The sequence below is a fragment of the Fictibacillus marinisediminis genome, from assembly GCF_023149135.1.
Classification (GTDB): domain Bacteria; phylum Bacillota; class Bacilli; order Bacillales; family Fictibacillaceae; genus Fictibacillus_C; species Fictibacillus_C marinisediminis.
This window is the reverse complement of record NZ_JAIWJX010000004.1, coordinates 164,436-186,006: the sequence shown is the minus strand read 5'-3', so window position 1 is coordinate 186,006 and position 21,571 is coordinate 164,436. Positions and strand designations below refer to the sequence as shown.

General features: G+C 34.9%; 22 protein-coding genes and 3 pseudogenes. 10 read left to right on the top strand and 15 right to left on the bottom strand.

The window, feature by feature from the left end; translation table 11 throughout:
* Window positions 1-76: 76 nt before the first annotated feature.
* Together LCY76_RS23705 and LCY76_RS23700 are read right to left on the bottom strand one after the other, a co-directional pair.
* Window positions 77-370 (bottom strand): hypothetical protein, encoded by a 294-nt coding sequence (locus LCY76_RS23705; protein ID WP_248254952.1) that lies wholly within the window; start codon window positions 368-370, stop codon window positions 77-79.
* Between the two features lie 15 nt (window positions 371-385).
* Window positions 386-1,066: a LuxR C-terminal-related transcriptional regulator gene (locus tag LCY76_RS23700; protein WP_248254951.1), complete on the bottom strand. Its 681-nt coding sequence runs from the start codon at window positions 1,064-1,066 to the stop codon at window positions 386-388.
* Between the two features lie 468 nt (window positions 1,067-1,534).
* Here LCY76_RS23700 and LCY76_RS23695 point away from each other — a divergent pair, with 468 nt between their 5' ends.
* Window positions 1,535-1,990 (top strand): hypothetical protein, encoded by a 456-nt coding sequence (locus LCY76_RS23695; protein WP_248254950.1) that lies wholly within the window; start codon window positions 1,535-1,537, stop codon window positions 1,988-1,990.
* Window positions 1,991-2,048: 58 nt separating this feature from the next.
* Here LCY76_RS23695 and LCY76_RS23690 read toward each other — a convergent pair whose 3' ends face one another.
* The 4 genes from LCY76_RS23690 to LCY76_RS23675 form a co-directional block, all read right to left on the bottom strand.
* Window positions 2,049-2,762 carry a DUF4145 domain-containing protein gene (locus LCY76_RS23690; RefSeq protein WP_248254949.1) on the bottom strand — a complete coding sequence of 238 codons (714 nt, stop codon included), beginning with the start codon at window positions 2,760-2,762 and terminating at the stop codon, window positions 2,049-2,051.
* Window positions 2,763-2,972: 210 nt separating this feature from the next.
* A complete protein-coding gene (locus LCY76_RS23685) occupies window positions 2,973-3,263 on the bottom strand; it encodes a hypothetical protein (RefSeq protein WP_248254948.1) in 291 nt (96 codons plus the stop codon).
* A gap of 19 nt (window positions 3,264-3,282) precedes the next feature.
* Window positions 3,283-3,684, bottom strand: a complete 402-nt coding sequence (locus tag LCY76_RS23680) for a hypothetical protein (protein ID WP_248254947.1) — start codon at window positions 3,682-3,684, stop codon at window positions 3,283-3,285.
* Window positions 3,685-4,155: 471 nt separating this feature from the next.
* Complete coding sequence (locus LCY76_RS23675; protein ID WP_248254946.1) at window positions 4,156-5,343, bottom strand: replication initiation protein; 1,188 nt, start codon at window positions 5,341-5,343, stop codon at window positions 4,156-4,158.
* Between the two features lie 1,108 nt (window positions 5,344-6,451).
* Between LCY76_RS23675 and LCY76_RS23670 the strand changes: the two genes are divergently transcribed.
* Window positions 6,452-6,970: an AAA family ATPase gene (locus LCY76_RS23670; RefSeq protein ID WP_248254945.1), complete on the top strand. Its 519-nt coding sequence runs from the start codon at window positions 6,452-6,454 to the stop codon at window positions 6,968-6,970.
* Window positions 6,971-7,349: 379 nt separating this feature from the next.
* On the opposite strand, the pseudogene LCY76_RS23665 reads toward LCY76_RS23670, so the two are convergent.
* Window positions 7,350-7,721, bottom strand: a pseudogene (locus tag LCY76_RS23665) (sigma-70 family RNA polymerase sigma factor); the annotation flags it as partial.
* 681 nt (window positions 7,722-8,402) lie between these two features.
* On the opposite strand from LCY76_RS23665, the gene LCY76_RS23660 reads away from it, so the two are divergent.
* The 3 genes and pseudogenes from LCY76_RS23660 to LCY76_RS23650 all read left to right on the top strand — a co-directional run.
* Window positions 8,403-9,539, top strand: coding sequence for a HesA/MoeB/ThiF family protein (locus LCY76_RS23660; RefSeq protein WP_248254944.1), 1,137 nt, complete (start codon window positions 8,403-8,405; stop codon window positions 9,537-9,539).
* Window positions 9,536-10,738, top strand: coding sequence for a hypothetical protein (locus LCY76_RS23655; RefSeq protein ID WP_248254943.1), 1,203 nt, complete (start codon window positions 9,536-9,538; stop codon window positions 10,736-10,738). Before LCY76_RS23660 ends, LCY76_RS23655 begins: the two co-directional genes overlap by 4 nt.
* Window positions 10,739-10,772: 34 nt before the next feature.
* A pseudogene (locus LCY76_RS23650) lies at window positions 10,773-10,914 on the top strand (VOC family protein); the annotation flags it as partial.
* A gap of 432 nt (window positions 10,915-11,346) precedes the next feature.
* On the opposite strand, the gene LCY76_RS23645 reads toward LCY76_RS23650, so the two are convergent.
* Window positions 11,347-11,544 carry a hypothetical protein gene (locus tag LCY76_RS23645; protein WP_248254967.1) on the bottom strand — a complete coding sequence of 66 codons (198 nt, stop codon included), beginning with the start codon at window positions 11,542-11,544 and terminating at the stop codon, window positions 11,347-11,349.
* 552 nt (window positions 11,545-12,096) lie between these two features.
* On the opposite strand from LCY76_RS23645, the gene LCY76_RS23640 reads away from it, so the two are divergent.
* The 4 genes from LCY76_RS23640 (at window position 12,097) to LCY76_RS23625 (ending at window position 15,944) form a co-directional block, all read left to right on the top strand.
* Window positions 12,097-12,594 (top strand): P-loop nucleotide/nucleoside kinase family protein, encoded by a 498-nt coding sequence (locus LCY76_RS23640; RefSeq protein ID WP_248254942.1) that lies wholly within the window; start codon window positions 12,097-12,099, stop codon window positions 12,592-12,594.
* Window positions 12,595-12,917: 323 nt separating this feature from the next.
* Window positions 12,918-13,652 (top strand): IclR family transcriptional regulator, encoded by a 735-nt coding sequence (locus LCY76_RS23635; RefSeq protein ID WP_248254941.1) that lies wholly within the window; start codon window positions 12,918-12,920, stop codon window positions 13,650-13,652.
* Between the two features lie 128 nt (window positions 13,653-13,780).
* Window positions 13,781-15,121, top strand: coding sequence for an APC family permease (locus LCY76_RS23630; protein ID WP_248254940.1), 1,341 nt, complete (start codon window positions 13,781-13,783; stop codon window positions 15,119-15,121).
* 13 nt (window positions 15,122-15,134) lie between these two features.
* Complete coding sequence (locus tag LCY76_RS23625) at window positions 15,135-15,944, top strand: creatininase family protein (RefSeq protein ID WP_248254939.1); 810 nt, start codon at window positions 15,135-15,137, stop codon at window positions 15,942-15,944.
* 111 nt (window positions 15,945-16,055) lie between these two features.
* On the opposite strand, the gene LCY76_RS23620 is transcribed toward LCY76_RS23625, so the two are convergent.
* From LCY76_RS23620 to LCY76_RS24095, 5 genes are all read right to left on the bottom strand, one after another.
* Window positions 16,056-16,433, bottom strand: a complete 378-nt coding sequence (locus LCY76_RS23620) for a DUF6573 family protein (RefSeq protein ID WP_248254938.1) — start codon at window positions 16,431-16,433, stop codon at window positions 16,056-16,058.
* Window positions 16,430-16,708 (bottom strand): hypothetical protein, encoded by a 279-nt coding sequence (locus LCY76_RS23615; protein ID WP_248254937.1) that lies wholly within the window; start codon window positions 16,706-16,708, stop codon window positions 16,430-16,432. The genes LCY76_RS23620 and LCY76_RS23615 overlap by 4 nt, the downstream gene beginning before the upstream one ends.
* Window positions 16,709-16,818: 110 nt before the next feature.
* On the bottom strand, window positions 16,819-17,127 hold the full coding sequence (locus LCY76_RS23610) for a hypothetical protein (protein ID WP_248254936.1): 309 nt from the start codon (window positions 17,125-17,127) through the stop codon (window positions 16,819-16,821).
* Between the two features lie 229 nt (window positions 17,128-17,356).
* On the bottom strand, window positions 17,357-17,605 hold the full coding sequence (locus tag LCY76_RS23605; RefSeq protein ID WP_248254935.1) for a hypothetical protein: 249 nt from the start codon (window positions 17,603-17,605) through the stop codon (window positions 17,357-17,359).
* A 313-nt stretch (window positions 17,606-17,918) separates the two neighbouring features.
* Window positions 17,919-18,095 (bottom strand): DinB family protein, encoded by a 177-nt coding sequence (locus tag LCY76_RS24095; RefSeq protein WP_336606290.1) that lies wholly within the window; start codon window positions 18,093-18,095, stop codon window positions 17,919-17,921.
* Between the two features lie 314 nt (window positions 18,096-18,409).
* Here LCY76_RS24095 and LCY76_RS23595 point away from each other — a divergent pair.
* A pseudogene (locus LCY76_RS23595) lies at window positions 18,410-18,692 on the top strand (IS1595 family transposase); the annotation flags it as partial.
* A 75-nt stretch (window positions 18,693-18,767) separates the two neighbouring features.
* Here the strand turns inward: LCY76_RS23595 and LCY76_RS23590 are convergent.
* Window positions 18,768-19,313 (bottom strand): hypothetical protein, encoded by a 546-nt coding sequence (locus tag LCY76_RS23590; protein WP_248254934.1) that lies wholly within the window; start codon window positions 19,311-19,313, stop codon window positions 18,768-18,770.
* Between the two features lie 603 nt (window positions 19,314-19,916).
* A complete protein-coding gene (locus tag LCY76_RS23585) occupies window positions 19,917-21,029 on the bottom strand; it encodes a hypothetical protein (protein WP_248254933.1) in 1,113 nt (370 codons plus the stop codon).
* Window positions 21,030-21,571: the final 542 nt, after the last annotated feature.

The window sequence follows — 21,571 nt, the reverse complement described above, 5'->3', positions numbered from 1 at the left end:
TTAGTTCAATAAGACAATAAAACTAACGGAACTTCCAGTTTTATGGAAGTTCCGTTTTTTCTATAAAATATCAACATTAACCTTTAACAGAGCCAATTTTAAAAGTATCACCATCGATTACTGATATTACGGTTGAAGTGTCTAACTTCTCCTTAGGCTCAACCAGCCAAAATTCCACATCTTCTTGTTTTTCAGGATGTAACACCGACTCTTTTAAACCATCTTGATATTTGGAAAATTGCTCAGTCATTTTTTGATTATTTTCTAGCTGGACAGCCATTGACTCTTCAATATCTCCTCCGCTGCCACAACCGGTTAGTAAAGCTAATGATAAAATAAGTGGTGATGCCTTTAGCATGATATTTTTCATCGGATTTCCCCTTTATTAAATGGAAACCATTTTTTCTTTAATAGCGAATAACACAGCATTGGTTCGATCCCCTACTTTTAATTTCAATAGAATTTTAGATACATGGTTCTTTACGGTTTTCTCACTTAGAAATAACTGCTCAGAGATGGATTTATTGCTTTTGCCTTTGACTAATAACTCCAACACCTCAAATTCTCTTTTGCTTAGATTGTGTCGATTACCAGCTATGGGTTTTACTACTTGGGGAGATTGATCAAGCAGCTGCCGATAATCTTGAATGAGATAATGGGCTACTTTATGATGAAAGAAACTCTTCTGGTTAAAAATCGCATTGATACCGTTTATTAATTCTTCAGTCATAATATCTTTAAATAAGTAGCCATCCACACCGGCTTGAAAAAAACGCCGAAACTCCCCATCTTTTTCAACTGAAGATAACACCAATAACTTACACTCCGGTAGCTTCTTTTTAAAAAGTTCAACTAAAGATAACGACGATCCGATTCTTAACTGTGAATCCATGATTATGAGCTGTGGCCGTTCTCTCAATAAATTTGAATGGTCCTTTCTCTCCGCTATATCATTAATCTGTTCGCTACTATAGGCTGCTACACGATATCCTAGCTCGAGTTCTAAAATTCTCTTTAAACCATCCATGAATAACAGGTTATCTTCTATGATCATAATTTTATTCACTATGCTCTTCCTTTCGTTTTGCCCATTAGAAAAACCCCTCACCACATAGCAAAGCTACGCAATGAGGGGCATCCCTTCCGTTCAATATATGGTTGTTAAACTAAATATAACACAAACTCGTATTTTCCATCAATTGGTGATTATGCTATTATGGCCGCTTCCTAAAATAGAAGAAAGCCAGTAAAAACATCACCGGCAGCAGATAAAAAACTGCATTAATAATAAAAGATAATATCCATACTGCGAGTAAGAATCCTAAAAAGTATATCGTCAATTTCTTATTGTTCTTAGCGATTAAGCAAATGTTCAAGGCAATATTCATAATCAAACGACCAATATTATATAAAATACTTTCCATACATACCCCTTTCTGAAAGGGATTTCTAATCGGCTCTTTTATTATAAATCATAATTTACTATTTGGCGCATATAGAGGAATAAGAACTCTTTTTATAATAGGAGGGTGTTATGAAAAGACAAGAATCATGGTCCCATGAAGAAGATCGGCTATTAGCAAGTGTAGTCTTAAATTATATAAAGAAAGGAAGTACCCAATTAAAAGCTTTTGAAGAAGTAGCTGAAAAAGTCGGACGAACAACAAATGCAGTAGGTTTTAGATGGAATTCAAAGGTACGTAAAGAGCACATAGAAGAAATAAAACGAGCAAAGAAGAAAAAGAGGCACCGCAATACCGAAAAACTTCCTATTTCATTAAATTCAAGCTTCATTATAAGGGCATTAAACCCGCGGATGACAATGGAAAGTGTTTTGGCTTTTTTAGAGGAAATGAAAATAAAAGAGATAAAGCAAGAGATCGCATATCAATCCCTTTTACTTGAACACCAAAAACTTAAAAACAACTATAACCACTTACTTACCACCTTAAACAAAGCTAGTAACCTGCAGGGCTTGAGAAATAAATAAAAAAAGCCCCAAAGAGCAACCAGTTAATACGTTAGTTCTGCGGGACTTAAATGAATAGTTAATTTTCTGCTATTTCGAAGGTATCTTCAAAAAAGTGAAATAGCTCTTTAACATCCTCTTCAATTATGTGATATTGGGATCCATGCGCCAAGGTATTTCTTATATCTCTTAATTCATAAAACTTGTCTCTGTATTTTCTTTTTTGTGATTTGAGATTGCCTATTACTGCAGTCAATTTGTCTTTGACCTTATCGTTTCCATTTGCGCCTTTTTGTTCAAGATATGATTCTAAAGCAGAGTAAAGTTGAACAAAAGAAGCACGATAATTTTCTCTTTCATATAGATAATAGAATGAGTAAAGTAACTCTTTCCATAATTCCATTTCTGAGAACCACGTTTTTCCTAATAGATTCAGTTTAATAATTAAATCCTCTAAATCCATAACATCAAAGTCATAGCCTTCTCCAGTTAATAAGCAATTTAAAGTAATATTAGATTTAAAATGTTCGATTTCCTTAATGTTTACCTCAATGGTTGTCTCATTTATTGTTTTGTCGAGCTCTTCTGTGTCAGGATTGTAATATCCAAAATCTTGTATACTAGCAAAGCTTATGTATTCATATTTGTGCTTGTAATCAAAATTAAGAGGTATAGTAAAATTAATATAACTTTCTCGTGGATAATAACTATGTATAAATTGTCTTTCCCGGATTTCCAGCGGATCTTCATCAAAAATCTCAAACTTTTTGACTAACTTTTGCAAAATGTCCATAAAACCACTCTCTACTTTCCAGCACCTGCTGAATTAGTTGTTTTTATAAGCTCAAATAATCTTGCTGTAAATTTATAAGAACTAAATAGGATAAAGAGAATCAATTATGACTTTGAAAACTATTATCGATTTTCTTTTAACTTTTTTCTTCGTCTTGATGCCTTCTTCCTTAACAGTAAATTAACACGTCCATCAGGAACCTCTTTATAGTTAATAAAGGATTAATAAATCAGTATCATAGACTACAGCTTCTCTATTTCTTCCGTTAAATAAGACATAACAAACCGTTCTACCTTGAGAAGTTTTCTCTTTTTTAACAACTTTCCCTTTTCCCTTTAAGAAATCCTCTTTATAACAACGATCCTCTGTTGTATCCGTACTATGTAAGATAACTTTTACCTCATCCCCTATTTCAACCCGGGAGACAACTTGATCGGTTGTATCTTCAACTTCTACTGTTTCTTCCATGACTTCAAATAAATCGATTTGTGCTAACTCCAAATGATTACCCCCTCGTTTTTTACAGTTCTTCTGGAATTTCTTCTATGTATTTATAAAGCAAATCCAGAAGGATTATTTCATTGCTTGTGGCAAGTGTTCTTTCATAGAACTCTTTTCTGCTTGGAGTTAAATGAACAGCAAGTGCCAGCTGCTGTCGTAAATAATTATTAATGATTGAGTCCATCTGTTTGCTAGTTCGAATAGCCGCCAATCGACAAATCAACAGGATTCCTAACTGGATTGCCAAAATACCAATGAAAATGTAGGTGGTTTTATATGGAATTCTGCTTTGAAAGACAAGAAAAAGCATATCAAAAATAACAATAAAGATACTGAACCATACATAAATTGTTTTCCAACGTAAGCGCCAGGATATCTTGCTATTTACCTTTTGATAAAGAATATCAAATGTAAGTTCCATATGTACCTCCTTAAATACTGCTCCTGAAGTAGCATTAGTTCTGAAATAATTGCACATTTTTAAGCCGGCCATAACTTTTCCGCTTGTAGACCTGCTCTATGATTAGTCGTGGAGATATTGGAATGTCTCACCCATTCTTTTACATCGGCTAGCGTCACCTCATTTTTAAGCATTGTAGTTACAAAGGTATGTCGCGAGTTTAGACTGAAAAATAACAATTATGTCCACCGTTTCTGGTTTTTTTCTAATTGATTTCATCATTCTAAAGAGAGACATTGTATATACAATGTCTCTCTTTTTAAATATCACTCTTTCAGCGTTATACGTTTACAGTTAACAGTGAAGCATATATCGTTTTAATTTCACTATCCCTAAAATCATCCTCTTTAAATTGCGGAAGATTCAACTTTTCCTTATCTTGAATAATATCACTAAAACAGCGAATGGCTTCTTCCTTAAACCGTTGTTCCGCTAATTCCGGATCCTTACTACTCTTAAAAATTTGATTAAATAAGTCTCTTGTTTGTAGGAGCTGTTCTTCAATGGCCACTGGACCTGGTACTCGGGATAAATGCAGATCAATTTGTTGCTGAAGCGTACCATCTTTTTAATTTTTTCTTCTTTTACCTGCTCACTTAAATAGCTTGGTAAGCCTACGCCTTCTTTTACTTGGTTATTAGCATAGTCATCTTTAATCGATTGAACGAGAAATCCGATTGGACTCTCAATTTTTCGCTTCTCAATGATTTTCTTACTGTATTCAAGATTTCTATCAATTTGTTCATAACCATAATCACTTATTAACGATTTTATAACCGGTTTAGATAGACCCATTCTTTCTAAGGATTCTTGAATTCGTGCTTCAAATTCTAAATCGCCCGAAAGTTGTACCCCCTTGTGTTTCGCCTGGTTTTTATAGATGCTAAACTTAATGGATGATACTTTACGACCAACTTTTATTTCCTCATACTCGAAACGGAGATCGGTTTTTTCCTCTAATTCCTTATTGGCTACATTTAACACCTTATCCTTAAAGTGGCCAAATAATTTATATTTGTTCGGCTCTATTCCAAGCAAAGATCGAAGTTCTTCCAGAGTAAAAGACCGCTGCCGGAGAGGTTCATATTGTTTTAATAGCTCATAAATTCGTATGGAATATGATGATCTTAGCTGAATGATATTCTTCAACTGGTATGTAGTAAATTTTTGTTTTAACTGCAGTAAGTATGGTTTTAATTTAGGACTGAATTCAAGCTCGACATATCCTTTACCATGAAAATACTCAGCGCTTGACAACCAGGTAATATCCAACGTTGATTGGCCAGTATTTATAGGTAAAGTCTTTTGTTGCAATCCCTGAACGATTTTCCTGATCTCTGTATACTTTCCCGTTGACTTGAGGCCAAGGAGATGAACAAAGTCCGATACTTTAATTTGATATGGCCTAAATGCTTCGTCTGATGGCTGGACTAAGCTGGCCAGGGTCAATATTAATTTTTGTTCCATTACTGAAAGTTGATATGTTTTTTCAATCAAAGCATTTGATTTGGTAACCCAATTATAGCCGCTTAGTTTATCTGCCTCACGTACCTCTTGAGTTTGGGTATCGTATAAAGACAAACTATCACTAAAAGCGCGTTTTACAGTGCTTTCTACCATTAAAAAGAACCTCCAATCAGCCTTCTATCACTACTATAAATTAAGTGATAGATTATTTAAAGAAATATCTGCCAATATTGAATGAAAAGTCTACTTATTTACTACTTATACGCTGATTTAGTGATAGTTAAGCCTATTCCCTTCGCTGTTTTAGTGATAATTAGATGTTTTGGGATCAAAATTTAACGCTGGTTTAGTGATAGATACACAAATAATTTAAAGTGATCTTGTTTTTCTGAGAGTTCGCTGAATTAGTGATAATTATATAAACGAGATACGCTGATTTGGTGATATTTAAAAATATAGAAACTATAGACAAAAATGTAAAAAACGCTTATTTTAACGCTGATAAAGTGATAATTAAGTAAACCCTGTAGTCGCTGATTTGGTGATAATAACTTCGCTGAAATAGTGATACATAATAAAAAACCCTAATGTAAAAAGGAATCTTAAGTCAATTTGGATGAGCACGCTAGAATAGTGATACAACGCTAATTAATTGATAGTTGTCGCTATGTTCGTGATAATTAAGCGCTGCTTTCGTGATGGTTGACGCTAAAATAGTGATAAATTACGCTAAAGTAGTGATAGATAGATTGAAAGAGTCCTTTATTTACAAGGGATATTGGATCTCTAAAACATTTAAAACAAGATAAAACAAAATAAAACAATAAAAACAACAACATTTGAGTTGTTTTTATATAAACATTTTCCCTTTGATTTGATACGACATAAAAGAGCAAACATTTATCAGCTACTACGAGTCTTTGTCTTCATTGGTAAACTTATATATCATTATTTAGCACCCACACGAAATATTCCTACGGTATGCATTTAAACCTCATATTTTACACAACGTGCCACATATTTCGCAAGCAACGGGCCCCCTCTTGAATAGCTCTCGACCGTAATGAATGGAGATTAGAAAAGCGACTGTTAACTCACATATTTTTTACGTTTGAAGAATTATACTAAGCTAACGGGTGCGTTGATCTAAGAAGGATTAACGCTTCTTTTTGTTGAACTTTATTGAAGTAACGGTTCAGCTCAGCGACAGATAGACATATCTAATATAGTATGCTTAGCCAGTTGAATGGAGGGTCTAATCATGGGCATTAGGAATTATCTGATTGGAGGCGTTTCCGGCGTCGGCAAAACTACGGTCTGCAACGAATTACAGCGGCGCGGCTACCATGCCATTCATGGTGACCGTGAATTGGCTTATCAAGGCGATCCGGAAACTGGTACCCCGACGGATGGCTTTAAACCCGAACACCACATTTGGCATGTAGATAAAGTAATAGCATTGGTCGCCAATCAGGATGAGGCGGTAACATTTTTCTGCGGTGGTTTGCGAAATTTCCCCAAATTCATCGATCTCTTCGACGGCGTGTTTGTCCTTGAGGTCGACTTGGAAACCTGTCTCCGGCGGATTGATGAGCGAGTGGCACTGGACCCAACTGACTGGGGTGGCAGACCAGAGGAACGGGAAATCAGTGCGCGCTTGCATCAAACGAAAGAAGGCATTCCCAAAAACGGGATTATAATCGACGCCACCGCACCGATCGATCACGTCGTTGACGAGATCATCCGTCAAAGCGAAGAAAATAAACACCAACGACAATAAACTTTGGTTGCGACAGTCCAATACACCGGTGCACCTGGATTCGAATTTTATTTCAAACGATGTTAGATTACATAAGAAATACACTAGATATTTTTAGTATATTGGCACTGATTTTAGGGGTAAGTATCTGTATGCCGCCAATAAGAGTCAATGGATATGGTGAACTTTTGGACGTCCTTCAATTTTTGGAAGGGAATTACCTTTCACCAACAATTGAAAATATTTCGATCATTTCCCAAGATAACGTGCTTGTCAGGAGGACTTTACTGAAATAAAAAAGGCAATAGATCTTGCTATAAATTAATAAGTTGTTAACAACCATTACACTTACAAAAATAAAAGGGTACTCCCCAATTTCAAGGAAGTGATTTTGCCGATCTTTCTGGCTCTGTTGCCGGCTCCGGTAAAACTCGTGAAACAATTTCATCAATGCCCGTTTTTCAATTCTTGATACATAACTCCTCGAAATACCCAGCATTTTCGCGATTTCTCTTTGCGTCTTCTCTTTTTTCATATCCAGGCCAAAACGACCGACAATGACTTCTTTCTCACGTTCATCAAGCACATGAATATAATCATAAATTTTCTTTTTTTGCATTTTCATCTGTATAGCATCCACCACATCTTCTGTTTCCGCTTTCAGCACATCAATGAGCGTAATCTCATTCCCTTCATTATCGGTCCCAATCGGATCATGAAGAGATACATCTTTTTTTGTTCTTTTCAGTGCCCGCAAATGCATGAGAATTTCGATTCTAAAATCATTAAAATTTCATGAATACTTGAAATTAAAAGATGGACGAACTGGATGAATTTTATAGCAAGAAGACAAATTAGGGATTGTTTTGAGGGAATTATTATGTACATTAAGTAGCTTTAATTATCCTCCGTGATGAGGAACAACTTATGTAACTGATGTTATATTCTTTTCTAAAATTTATAGATGCGAATTTAAACTTTATAAACTTTCACGACCAGTGTGGCCAATTGATCAAATAGTATGCTGCTATTCAAATACGGCATGAATGCTCAGGGCAAACGATCATTTTTCCTTAGGGACTCTGTCTTTTTTGGGATTTATATTATTCCCTAGCATACCTACTGTGTACCAACGATTTTAAAAACCCCCCCCTATAGAGTCAATTTTTAGCAACAATTGCCGCCCTCCTGTCGATAGACTTCTACTCCTCACCGTGTCGAAAAATTTACAAAATAATTAAAAATTGTAAAATAATGTTGATTTATAATATTCTGTATATTATGATAAATACATCTTAAAAAAAGGAGGAATTCTAATGAAAATCAAAGTTCGTAAAACAGAAAAATTAACACCGACTATCGATATGTGGTATCCATACCTTTCGTAGTTTTAATTAAAAAATCGAAAGACCATATTCTATATGGTCTTTCTTTCATGTAGGAGGATATAAAAATGTTGCCTTGTTTTAAAAGAACTCTTTTACCTATTGTTCAGAAACTAGGAACCATTGAAATAAGAAACAATGGTACTTTTACAGAACTAGAAGATGATAATGGAGAGTTATTCCGTTTTCTTAAATTGTTAGATGGAAAAAATACATTAAATGACTTATCTATTCAAATGAACCTATCAATAGTTGACATACAGAGTGTTATTCACTCGCTAGATGAATTAGGTTTTTTAGAGGATGCAGAAGTTCCTTCTACATATTCTCCAACAGAGTTAGAACGATATCGATCCAATCTAAATTATTTTTCTGGTTTTTCCTCAATCACAAAAGATAAATATTCTTATCAAGACAAGTTAAAAAATTCTAAAATTGTAATTTTAGGCTTAGGCGGAGGGTGCTTAATTGGTGCCTATCTAGCTGGGTTAGGTATTGGAGAAATAATAGGAGTAGACTTTGACGTTGTGGAACGTTCCAACTTAAACAGACAATTTCTTTATAATGAAAAAGATGTAGGTCGATTAAAATCAGAAGTTGCTGAAGAAAAAATTAAGGCTATTAATCCAGAGATAAAAGTTAAAATGCTCAATAAATATATTGATTCATATGAATCTTTATTAGAAATTTTAAGTGGAGCTACTGCAGTAATTAGTATGTTAGATCAACCTTCCATTATATCAACTAGATGGGTAAACGCTGCATGTGTCGTTTTAGGAATACCCTATTACAGTGGTGGGATAAATCATAATACTATTAAGGTGGAAAGATACATACCTGAAAATAACGAACCATGCTATGATTGCAAATTAATTAATTCTCTTAATGATAGTACTGATATGATTGCTAGAATTAAAACAACTTATGGAAGTGTTTTAAGCGGTGTTAATACAGGATTTGCGTCTAATCTATCACTATTAGTAAGTTTTATTATTAATGACGTAACCAATTTAATAACTAACCTTCATCCGATGATGAAACCCGTTCTAACAATTGATTTAAAAACTATGGAAGTTAGTCAGATGGCATTAGATTTCACACAAAATAATGACTGTCCAACTTGTAATTCTGAAGGCTTCAAAAACCTTTCTTCATTAGATGATTTAATCTCAATCTCTTTTAGGAAAGAAGGTTCTTTGTTATGAATGATAAATTCTCGCTGCAAACTATAATTGATTGTACGAATATTGTAATTCAGCCTGATGGGGACGAGTTTACCATTGGTGATCCATATCACACAGAGTTTTTAAGAGTTCCTTTAATTGCAGCAGAAATTATTAAATTATTAGACGGAAAAAATACTTTAGGAGATATCCAAGAAAAAATAAATGGTAGTTTCGGTGAGGAAGTTGACATTATTGATTTTATGGAGACATTGCTTGAATATGGACTTATTTATAAAATTAACGATGATGTTATCAACCCCCTAATAAAAAGAGAACCAAAAGCAATTTATAAAAAAATAGGAAAAGCAATGTTCTCTTCTTTTTCTATCGCACTCTACTGCTTTTGTTTTTTAAGTGTTTGTGTTTTACTTATATCTAAGCCTCAATTATTTCCAAAATATGAATCTCTATTTATATTCGATTCTTTAGGGCTTAATGCCCTTAATTTACTTGTAATTGCTGCAATAGTAAAAGGCCTACATGAATTAGGTCATTTTTTAGCAGCAGCGAAAGAAAATGTTCTCTCAAAAATACGTTTTAATCTTCGATTAATTTGGTTAGTAATCGAAACAGATATGACTGGACTATGGGCAAAAGAAAAAAAAGCACGCTATATTCCATTTATAGCAGGAATGATGTGGGATATCACCATTATATTTATAGTTCTAAGTTTGCAAATCATTATTAATAAACCAATTATTTTAGAATATCTTCAAATAATTTCTTTTGTAGTAACATCGTCTATTGTTTTTCAATTTATCATATTTTTAAGAACTGATTTATATTTTGTACTTATAAACTGGAAGAACTCAGCCTCTTTAGAACAGGATAGTATATTATATTTAAAACAAAAATTTTTAAAAAAACAAACCGAAACTTGGGAACTCCTACCTAAAAACGAGAAAAAAGTCGCTATATGGTTTAGTTACATTTATATAGTTGGTGCTATCATTGGGATATTTGGTTTTATTTATTTTCAATTTTTACCATCTGTTCTTGTTATTCAAATGATCATGAAGAACCTGATTAATCAAACAGTCTCGAGTTTTTATTTTTGGGATAGTATTATAGTCATGTGTGTACTTATTCTCCAAACCATTATTTTTTTATTTGCTATACGTAATTCCAGAAGAGATAGAAGAGAAAGAAATCTAGATAAACAAAGACAAGCAGCTTAAAAGTTGAAACTTAGGAACGGAGAACACAACAAGTCAAGTACATAATCTAAACGAGACTATTAAGATCTTGAACATATTGATGTACCTCTTGCAGAAAAAAGAGATTAATGAATTTGGAAAGTTAAATTTGGATTGAAGATCCTGAGGGTCGACTGATCGAGCTTTGGGAGAAATAACGAGTTGTAATTCACTTGCTATTGAGCTAAGGGACAAGAATGGGGAACCTCGACAAATGAAGGTTCCCCTAGTTCCTATATAAAAATCAACATTTAAATTTAATAGAGCCTTATTATAAAAAAACCCCTACAATAAGTAGAGGTTTTTTGTTTGACTTATCCGGATCAAATAAATTAATATCCCAGCTTTCAATATTTAAAGCTGGACGAAAATTTTATTTTGTATCTTCGTAAGTAACGCCTAATTTTTTTAAGAATTTAATATCTTTACTTTCAAACCTGTTAGGAAAAAACTTTGATAGAAAGTTTTTTATAGTCCTCATAGGTTTTCACCCTTCGTTACACTCTTTTAATAAGTATACAACATAATTAAAGACAAAAAAATATATCTATATTCTACCAGTTGTTTGTGCAATGATAAACATTTGCGCGTTAATACGTTGAGATTTCATTGTCTTGTTTCTTTTGCTGCTCTTCTATTTCTTGAAGTGAATTTCCCGCTCCTTTTGGACTTAACACGACTTTCCCTTGGCCATAGTTCATGTTCTCAGAAGTTACTTCACCGGTTATAAAACAGGAATTTGCAGCGGAATACGTCCGTAGCTGAACCACACAAGAAATGACTAGCATCACCAATTTTAACGACCCCCATTGATTACAGCGCGATTTTTCTTCTATGTGCGCCTACGAACACTCTTTTTCCACTTGGAGTTAATATCCATGAAAATCCCTCCCAAATAAAAGTCACTGGTGAACCTCACCGCTTTTTTGTTAGGAAAAATAAAACTTCCTTCAAACAAAAAAAGAGAACACAATTAACGATGCCCCTTTCGCTAATCATATCCTCTGTTATCGAAAACATATCCCTTCGATAAGTGGTTTCTGTTCCTGGATGTAATCCGTTTCCGAAACAATTCTACAACTGTTAGTAAGATGATTGTCGTAGCTGCTTATTTCCGACCGTAGCTACTTATGATAAATTATGGCTATCAACATTCAGAGCTTTATCATTCTTGTTCAACTAACGGGTCAGGTTTGTTAAAGAAGGAATATAAAATAAATTGGTAGAATAAGTAAATCGGATATAAATCTTAACGTCTAAATATTAATAAGAGGAGAAAGTCTATGGGAACTAACGAAGTAAAAGCTTTTAACTAAATTAACCGCAGGGGGTTAAAGAATATGAAACAATTGGGGACGCTATACTTTTTCTGTGGAAAAATGGGAGCTGGAAAATCAACTAAATCAAAACAATTGGCGATAGATAAACATGCGGTATTGTTGTCTGAGGATGAATGGCTTTCATCTCTTTATCCAAATCAGATTGCATCATTTGAGGACTACCTAAAATTCTCAGCACAGCTCAAGCCGTTAGTGAAAAAGCATGTCCAAAACATATTAAGTGTCGGTACAGATGTAGTGATGGATTTTCCAGCTAACACTCAAAAACTGCGAAAGTGGTTTTTGGATATGGCGTCAGAGGTCAATGCAAGCCATCAACTAATTTTCCTTAATCTAAATAACGGGCAATGTTTACGTCAAATTGCACAAAGGCGAAACGAACAACCCGAAAGAGCAGCTTTTGACACGGAAGCGGTTTTTATTCATGTTTCTAAATTTTTTGAAGCACCAGAGGCATCTGAGGGTTTAAATATTTTAGAGTTTAGCGGAAAAGAATAACAAGAAGTTCAATGATTCGTGTGTATAGAGTACCTTTTGTTCTGGGAGGTACTCTATATGATATAAAAAAATGAAATATGATTAAGGAAAGTTTCAATGTATATTTGTTAAAATCGATGTAACTTTGTGAAGTGCTACACTTAAACTAACGGGTACTAATCTTAAATAAGGATTTTAAACGAGGACCCCAATCGGGTCCTTGTTTTATGGTCATTTATCAACAATATTATTTAACATAGCTTTATAACTGGACTTTTTTACTGTTCCTTGATAATTTTTGAAAGAACGAAATTTACTATGTAATTCTTAAAGGGGAATTCACAATGGATAAAAGTAGTAAAAATGGAAGCGTTGAAAAAGCGCTGAATATATTGGAGTTCTTCAATGAAAGGGACCCATTTTATACGTTGCAACAACTTTCAACTGAGACTGGATATCCAAAAACCACATTATTTCGTTTATTATGCTCACTTGAGAAATTTGGTTATGTGAGGAGAATACTTAAAAATGGCGAAATCTTATTTGGTTTAGGTTGGGTTTTCATAGAGAAGGCTGCCTTGGTAAAGGATCAAATTAATTTAAAAGAATTAGCCAGGGATGAAATGATATCATTACGGAATAAAACTAACTTATCTGTTCAATTAGCCTTACAAGATGGAAAGGAAGCCATTTATATTGAGCAAATACCTTCTTTTCAGCCGATCCGAATATATCCTGAAATCGGTAAACGAGTTCCGTTATATTCAGCAGCCTGTCCTAGAGTTTTATTAGCTTATCTTTCCCACAGAGAGCAAGAAGGAATTTTGAGTGATAGCAAATCGAACAACTTGTATCAGGAATTAGTACGTATAAGGGAAAAGGGATTTGCAGTTAGCAAAGGAGAATTGGCTGAAGGAACAATTGCTATGGCAGTTCCTGTTTTTGATGGACAAAAAGAAGTCATCGCTTCACTAAGTGTTATTGGTTTAGAACATGACCATATATTTAAAGACACAAAGGAAGTAATCATTAGCTTAAAAATCGCCTCGGAAGCCATTACAACAAAGTTACAAGGTTAAACACGTGCAAACGTGTTTTTTTTTTTTGAAAAACAAGAAGGATTATAGTTTTAAAAAAAGAAAGTGTTATAAAACCGAATTTGGAATGTCTATTCCATTATAAGGAATATGAAACGGAGGGACTATTTGTGAAGCAACAAAAATTAAAACGTTCACTCTCATTTCTCGACCTTTATTCTTTAGGCGTAGCGGCACTCATTGGCACTGGAATATTTGTACTAACAGGGATTGCAGCAAAACCAGCGGGTGCTGGCCTATTTTTAAGTTTCCTTATTGCAGGAGGTATTGCGGTATGTACAGCATTATCTTTTGCAGAACTCTCGGCCATGTATCCTCAAGCGGGCGCAAGCTATGTGTATTGTAAAAGAGCCTTTTCTACCCTAGGTCAAGGAATAGGAAACGTTGTAGCTTCTATAGTCGGATGGACCCTGATGACTCAGTACATTGTCGTGGGGGCAGCTGTTTGGCTCGGTTTTGGGTTGTATGCACAATTTTTTCTTCCAGGATTGTCAGTGACATTGTGGGCAGTAATATTGGGAATTTTTACGGTGACTCTTTTATATCTTGGGATCTCCTTTTCTAAAACTGTTATTAATTTGTTAGTCATTGTTAAAGTTTTTGCACTTCTGTTGTTCGTGGTGCTGGGCTTATTGCACCCCCAACTCCCTATGCCCATTCATCAGGTACCCTTTCTTCCACAGGGTTTTGGTGGGTTAATGGCCGCAGCTGCCATTATTGCCTTTGGGCAAATCCATATTGATGCCATAACGACCGTTGCTGAAGAAGCAAAAAATCCATATCGAGACATTCCAAGGGCAACCGTTTGGGCAATTTTTACCGTTGTGATCTTATATGCACTTGTAGGCTGGGTATCTGTAACTCTAGTCCCTACAGATGTACTTCCAACGCTTAAAGCACCGCTAGCTTCTGCACTTGAGGTCGTTACTTCAGGCTGGGCATCAAGTTTCGTGGCAGCAGCTGGTATTGCAGCAACGATAACATCTGGATTAGGCTGTATGATTGGTGGCCCACGAGTAGGGCTCGCGATGGCAAGAGAAGGGCAACTATGGTCTTCTTTCGGAAAAATCCACCCCAAGTTTAAATCACCAAGCGTCGCTACCCTCGTTACAGGTGTTTTTGCGATTTTATTAACCCTTACCGGTAACCTTAGCCTGGTCGCTTCTGCTGGAGTCTTTACCGCATTAATCGTATTTGTTGCAGTAAACGTGGCCGTAATCATTCTTCGCTTTAAAGAAAAAAACACAAATAGACCTTTTAAAATCCCGGGAGGACTTCTATTTCCGCTTCTGGGCATTGGCGGAATTATTATTGAATTGTTCTATTTAAATCCTTTAGCCATATTATTGGGGCTTGCATGGATGGTGACCGGGTTGGTCGTTTACTTCTTTTTTAATAATGGAAAACAGCGAAATTACTTTCAATCCACTATGAAAAATCAAAAAATGTAGGAGGGCTTATATTTTGAAAAGTGTTTGGTTACAAGAAAACAAATGGGAAGATGTACAAAATTACCTTGAGGAAAAACAAACCATTATCGTTCCGTTTGGCAGTGTAGAACAACATGCCCACCACTTGCCTATGGGAACGGATTCTTTTGTAGCATTAAAGGTTGCGGAAGATGCGGCTAAGGAAACGAACACCCTAGTCGCACCTCCAAACTGGGTGGGATGGGCGCCTCACCACATGGCTTATCCAGGTACGATTACACTAAGACCAGAAACCTTAACAAATTTGATGCTGGATATTTGTGAAAGTTTAACCTATCACGGGTTTCAGAAAATTATTGTTATTAACGGACATCGAGAGGCCAATCTACCTCCTTTAAAAATAGCAGCGACAAAACTACGAAATAAAACAGGAGCTTTTATTTGTATCGTTGATCCTTTTTATTTTGCAGAAAATATTGGTAAAAAAATAAGGAAATCAGAGCCGGGTGGAGTTGGTCATGCGGATGAAATGGAGACTTCACACATGTTACATCTCTTCCCTGAGTTGTGTAACATGGAAAATGCGGTTAAGAACATCCATGAGAAACATTCTTTCTTAAACCACGATCCGTATATTGATGGAGACCGTATTTTCTTGCCCAGTGATGTTTCAACTTATCGAGAAAATTCAAACAATATTGGAGTGGTTGGTGATCCTTCTGTCTCAACGGCAGAAAACGGACAAATTTATCATAAAGAATTGATTGCTAATATGATTGAACTGATTAATTACTGTAATTCCAAAGTGGAAGTATCATTACGAAACCAGGAAATCCCTTTATAAAAATGCTTTATAGAAACTTATAAAAGGAAAGGAGATGTGTCTCCTTTCCTTCAGCTATTATTTGGATAAACTTAGAAATAAAAACGATGAGATATTCAAGATCCCAGAAATTTAATCTTCAGTTGGTAACATAATTGTTATTACCGGAGCAAAATCATCTCCTGGTCCAATTACGGCATTTAAATTTACTTCTTGAGGATATCCGTTAAACGTTGCTACAAGCGAAAAATTCATTTCAGAACCCACCGATCGTCTAGCATATACACTAAACATATATAGGACGTCCCATAAGCGGCCCTCTTCACTCTCACCCATTGATTTAGCTGCTTCATCCGGCTTTACGATTCTTTGATAAGTTGCAGCAGTTATTGCAACGGGAAACCTAATTCCAGCTTCCCTTCCCATAGATGAAACATCAACAAGATCTCCTGTTTGGATTGCATCCTTTCTTGTAAATGAATGAATAATGGGTCCAAAGAATTCATTCATATCGCTCTCTCCTTTTTATCTTCTTCATTTCGGCGTTCAAGGATATGTAGATTGTCATGTTTTCTACAATTCTGTTCGTCTACAAGATCATAGAAAGTGTACCAATCTGTTGGCTTTGGACATTTCCACTGCGGAAGACAACCTACAACTTCATCCTGCTCATTTTTTTCAGGATCTACTTTAAATCCGAGAATGCAGTACCATTGCTTCCCGTTATATAGTCTCCTTGCTTTACACCCTATACAACTCGGATGCTTCTTTACTCTTACTGACATATTAATTCCTCCCGGGAAAATAATGTGGTTTCATTCTCATGCTTTGTGTAAGCATATTTATCGCAACAGAACACATTTGAGGCATTTTTAGTGGTTTCATTGGAATCTAACTACATAAAAAAAAGAGTTATGTAGGGATTATAGTGAACCTGCCTAACATAACTCTCTGGCTTTGGTAGATTGATGCTAACCAAATTCCCTTTTATATAAGCGTGGACGGATTTTCTCTTCTGGAGAATTACCTTTTGCCAGCCAGGCTCGCTTACTCTAAATTCACTTTCCTTCAATTCAACGGATTCCACATGAGCGACAAAAAGCTTTGTTTTGCTGCAGCGAATGGAGGAACCACCTGAATTTAAATTTCTATAAACATCTACCTGATCTCCAAATTGAAAACATCTGTCATTAAATCCTTTCAAATACTAACCCTCACTCTTCTGTTATTTTTTTAATGTTAAGAACAACGTAATGTACACTTTTCAGTAAACGGTGTACTCTTCATCTCCCGCAACGGGCTAAACTTATCTGGTTTCTTAATTCCCCATTTAAAGGCAACGTTTCTTTTTGCTAAATAAGATAAATCTCTACAATACGTAACCGCTCCATTTGCTACAAGTAACATGGTGTTTCCAGTAGCACTGTAGACAATCAAACTCTCCTCTTCAGGAAAATTGCTACTGAGGCCTCCTGCTCAGAGAAAGTAGTATAGAAAATAGAGGCCGTCTCACTTTCCGGATCCATCGCTTCTCTAAATTCTTCTTTACTCATTCCGGATCGCATACAATCCTTTGCAAGATTAAACCATTTCTTATACCATTCTCCCGCGAATGTAATTAGATAGGCACCCTCACCTTCTTGCAGTATACGTTTGGTATCTTCCGTCGTTACCGCTAACATTAACTCTACCTCTTTCTAAATAAGATTTACTCTTACCCTTTTGTTATTTTGACAATAAAAAAAGCAGCCTTGAGCTGATTTAATACACACATGTAGTGTAAAAATCAGCCCAAAGGCTGCTTCATTTTTAGATAACCACGAAAATCGTGAACAAATACGACAAAAGGATAATAGATATACTTTAAATTTACCTTTAATATCCATATTTTTCAAGACGAAATTAAAGGTTTAGTAGATAAAAAATAGGAAATCCTGTATTTAACCGCACCACCTTCACTTAGCGGTAGAAGAGAAACTCTTAAAGGTTTCTCTTTTAATTTGATTGCTGAATAGTATTTCTTGCTTCCATTTCTTCTATAGATGGACCATACACTCCTGGAACCTTTAACCCAGCTAATCTCATTAACACAGTCATTTGTCCTCGATGATGTATTTGATGACAGTTTAGAATGTAGAGTGTTAATCCATTTTCCCATTTCTCTCCATACATTTCCTTAACTTCTGATAAGGTCTCGTCAGTCTATTGGCTTTTAATTGCTACAATCATTGAATCACTGGCTTGACCATAACAATTGATAATTTCCTTTGCTGAAGAAGGGCTTCACTTCTGTCATCTACAGTTTCAAAATTCAACCCTGTTTGTGAAAGCAATTCATGCATAGAAGTCACAAGATGCCAAGCGAGTTTTTTTGTGTCCAATGATTTTCAGCTACATGTACGGTTAAAGATTAATCAGTTAAGGTTTCCAAAATCTTCTTTGTTAAATTTACTTCATGATTCCAATTCATTTCAAATTCTTCAATTGTTAAAGGTTTACAGCACAAAACGGTAAATGAGCGACAGAAAGAACGGGTCAAAAAAGGCATTTACCATATTTAACACGTTAATAATTTTCACCAACGGCTCAAGAAATGGATGGAAAGGTTCCAAGGGGGTTGCAACTAAGTATCTCGACAATTATCTCTATTGGTTCCGATGGCTTGAGTTAGGAAAGAAGACAGCATTTGATGAACGTGTAAAGCAAATGCTTATTTCACCGTGTCAAAATCCAATTCAAACGACTGTGAATATGCTAAGAACTGCCTAAAGAAAAAAGCACTGCGAATTTAACAGTGCTAACTGAGTCTTTTCTGTTTTGTAAATTTCTTTTAACAGGCGATTTCTAAAGCATTTGATTTGCGATTTTTATAATGTCTTTTTTGTGCTGTTGGGATGAAATATTTTTGTTATTGTAACTTATATCATAGTAAATGCCGTCTTTTTCAAAGATGACTGTATTTCCATTATAGTTACCGACTACACCATCTGATAGTTCAATATCTTTCCCAGCTCCACTATATTCTACTTTGAAATTATGGACAGTAATCATTAATAAAATCACATCAGTTTTGTTTTTAGCGGTTGTTGTAAAGTTAACTCTTAAATTTTTTCCATCGTGTTTAAAATCTTCGATTGTTGAGATTTGAAGTGGATTAGCATCAAAAGGAATGTCTTTCGGAATTTTCAAGTCGAACGGAAGGGAGTCTAAGCCTACATCAAGTGAAGAAACTGTATAGCTTACTGGAGTATTTTTTAACTGTTCTTTAGTTACATTTCCCTCTGGAACAACCTTTTCTATTTTCGAAGTGTCAAGTTTACCATTTTTAGCATCATTACAACCTACAAGTATAAAAATCAATAATACAGGAACTAACCAAATTTTTTTCATCAAATCCTCCTCAATACTCTAACCAGAATGCTTATTACCAATAAATGTATTCCCTGTAATAGGGATTCATCCTTTATTTGATATGTTTTTTAACGAGTAATTATTACGTATAAAAACAACAAACTTTACGAAAACAGCCTTAATTTATGGATTCCCTACTCGCTATTTGGTAAAAAAATCAAATAGAATTAAAAAGTCATAATGTAATAAAAGATTCAAATACAATAAAACAAAATCAAATATATTAAGCTGATCTTCCAGATTTGAGGTTCTTTCAACGGGCTCTAAGCTTGGCCGGCTACATTAAGAACCAGCTCATTCATAAAACTCACAAATACACATGTAATCTATTAGATTATTCACTTTCCACAGGTCGTTAGTTAGATAAGGATCTTTAATAACAAGTGAATAAATAGAATATCCACAATTCACAAGAATACAATTGGAACAACAAAAAGGTAAAAAAAATAGAAATCCTTCGATTTCCAAGATCTTTATGCTTGGATGGATTCCCTTAGGTACTGAATCTGGTTATTTAGGTATATCTGCAACACGACGAATACTCTTGTTTCATTTCTTTTTAAACAAGAGTAAATCTGAATATTAAAATGATAGTTTTGTTCTATATTTCTCTAAATGTAACTCTATATGTGCCTTTATTAATTCCACGGCCGGTATAGTTTTCTTAAAAGGCTCAAATATGGATCTGAAAACAACTCTGAAGTACGCCCCTAAGCTGTAAATCTTAAAACGTTTACCAGATGCTGCTGTGGTGTTTAATCGTTCTTCGATAATGGCTGTGGCTGCTCCGTAAATCTCTTTAATTACGCCATCCCTTAAGGAAAGGTTATCTACGTATTTCAAATTTTCTACTACTTCTTGTTTGAAGGCCAGCATAATTGAGACTCGATCCCGCTTCTTGTAACGAAGTCCATTTCTATCCAAGTAGCGGGATAGGTCGTCACTATAGGCGGCCATTAACTGATCCACACCTAAAACATCTGGCTGCTCTACACACTTCTCTTTAAAGCTAAATTGATAAGCTTTCACCCATACCTGGTGCTTCCTCATGGAAAGGCCGATGGAGTGAACGTTAAAAATCGGTTTTAAAATTTCAAAAATAGCTCTAATCTCTTTAGACGTTCGGTTGAGCTCCTTTTTTAAAGTAGATAAATTTTGGACCTGGAAGGAACTTTCTAAAGCTGATTTCCCTCTTTTTTGTCCTAATTTTACGCGTAGCTGATTAAATAACTTTAAAGTAAATTTTATTGCACGTGGGTTTTTAGTTCTCACAAACTCCGCTAATATATTGGTTTCAAACAACGCGAAAGGAACCCTGAAATAGTTAGGTCTGGCTTTACGATCGTCATTATATAATTCCTGTTTAGTAAACCTTTCATAGTTGAGAATCTCTACACAATATTCATTATTAATGACGATCTCTTTTATGATTTTGTGTTGAATCAAGAATTGATATCCATAGTAAAAGGAAGAGGCTGGTATGGAGAGTTTCTTAGCCCATTGGTTAGGAATAAAGTTCCTTACGATTCCAGTACTTTCGGAATCACATACTAAAGCAAGGATATTTGCCCAAGCTGAAGCAGGGAATTGATAGGCCTCATCCAATTCCAATAGAAATTTTCTATAAAAATGTGGGAACACAAAACCAGACACTTTTAGATCCGATCTAGGTATTTTAATTGATTGCGTTCTCATAAGAAAATACACTCCATCAATGATAAATTAGCGATGATTTTTGTAGAATAATGTTGAAAATCCACTGCTTTTTTGCCTTTAATATCATTGAAATGTGGAGCTGCATTGTTTATAATAGGGATTATAAACAATACAAATTTAGGCAATAAGAAAGCAGCCTTTTAAAAAGTGGCATTTTTAAAAGGGTGGATTTTATAAAGTTGTCCGTTGAAAGTTGTAAGTTTAAACAGTGTGTTTTACATCCTCTAGTGAGGAAAGCTGGTCGTTGGCGCGATCAGCTATTTTTTTACTATTTATGTAAAATTAGAATACAAAAAAACGTCCACTTTTTGTATGCACGTCGAATTAAATGCGTTTAAGGATAGACTCCTCCCTAAAAATGGGTATAGTTCTCCCAGACACATTTCATCGACAAATTTACTATATCATATTATGAGTAAATTTGGTAAACAAATTTTACAAGTCAATAGTTGCCAAAAACATTAAAATATTTTATACTGAGTTTAACTAAATAAAGCGTTTAACGCTTTTCATCGACAGGG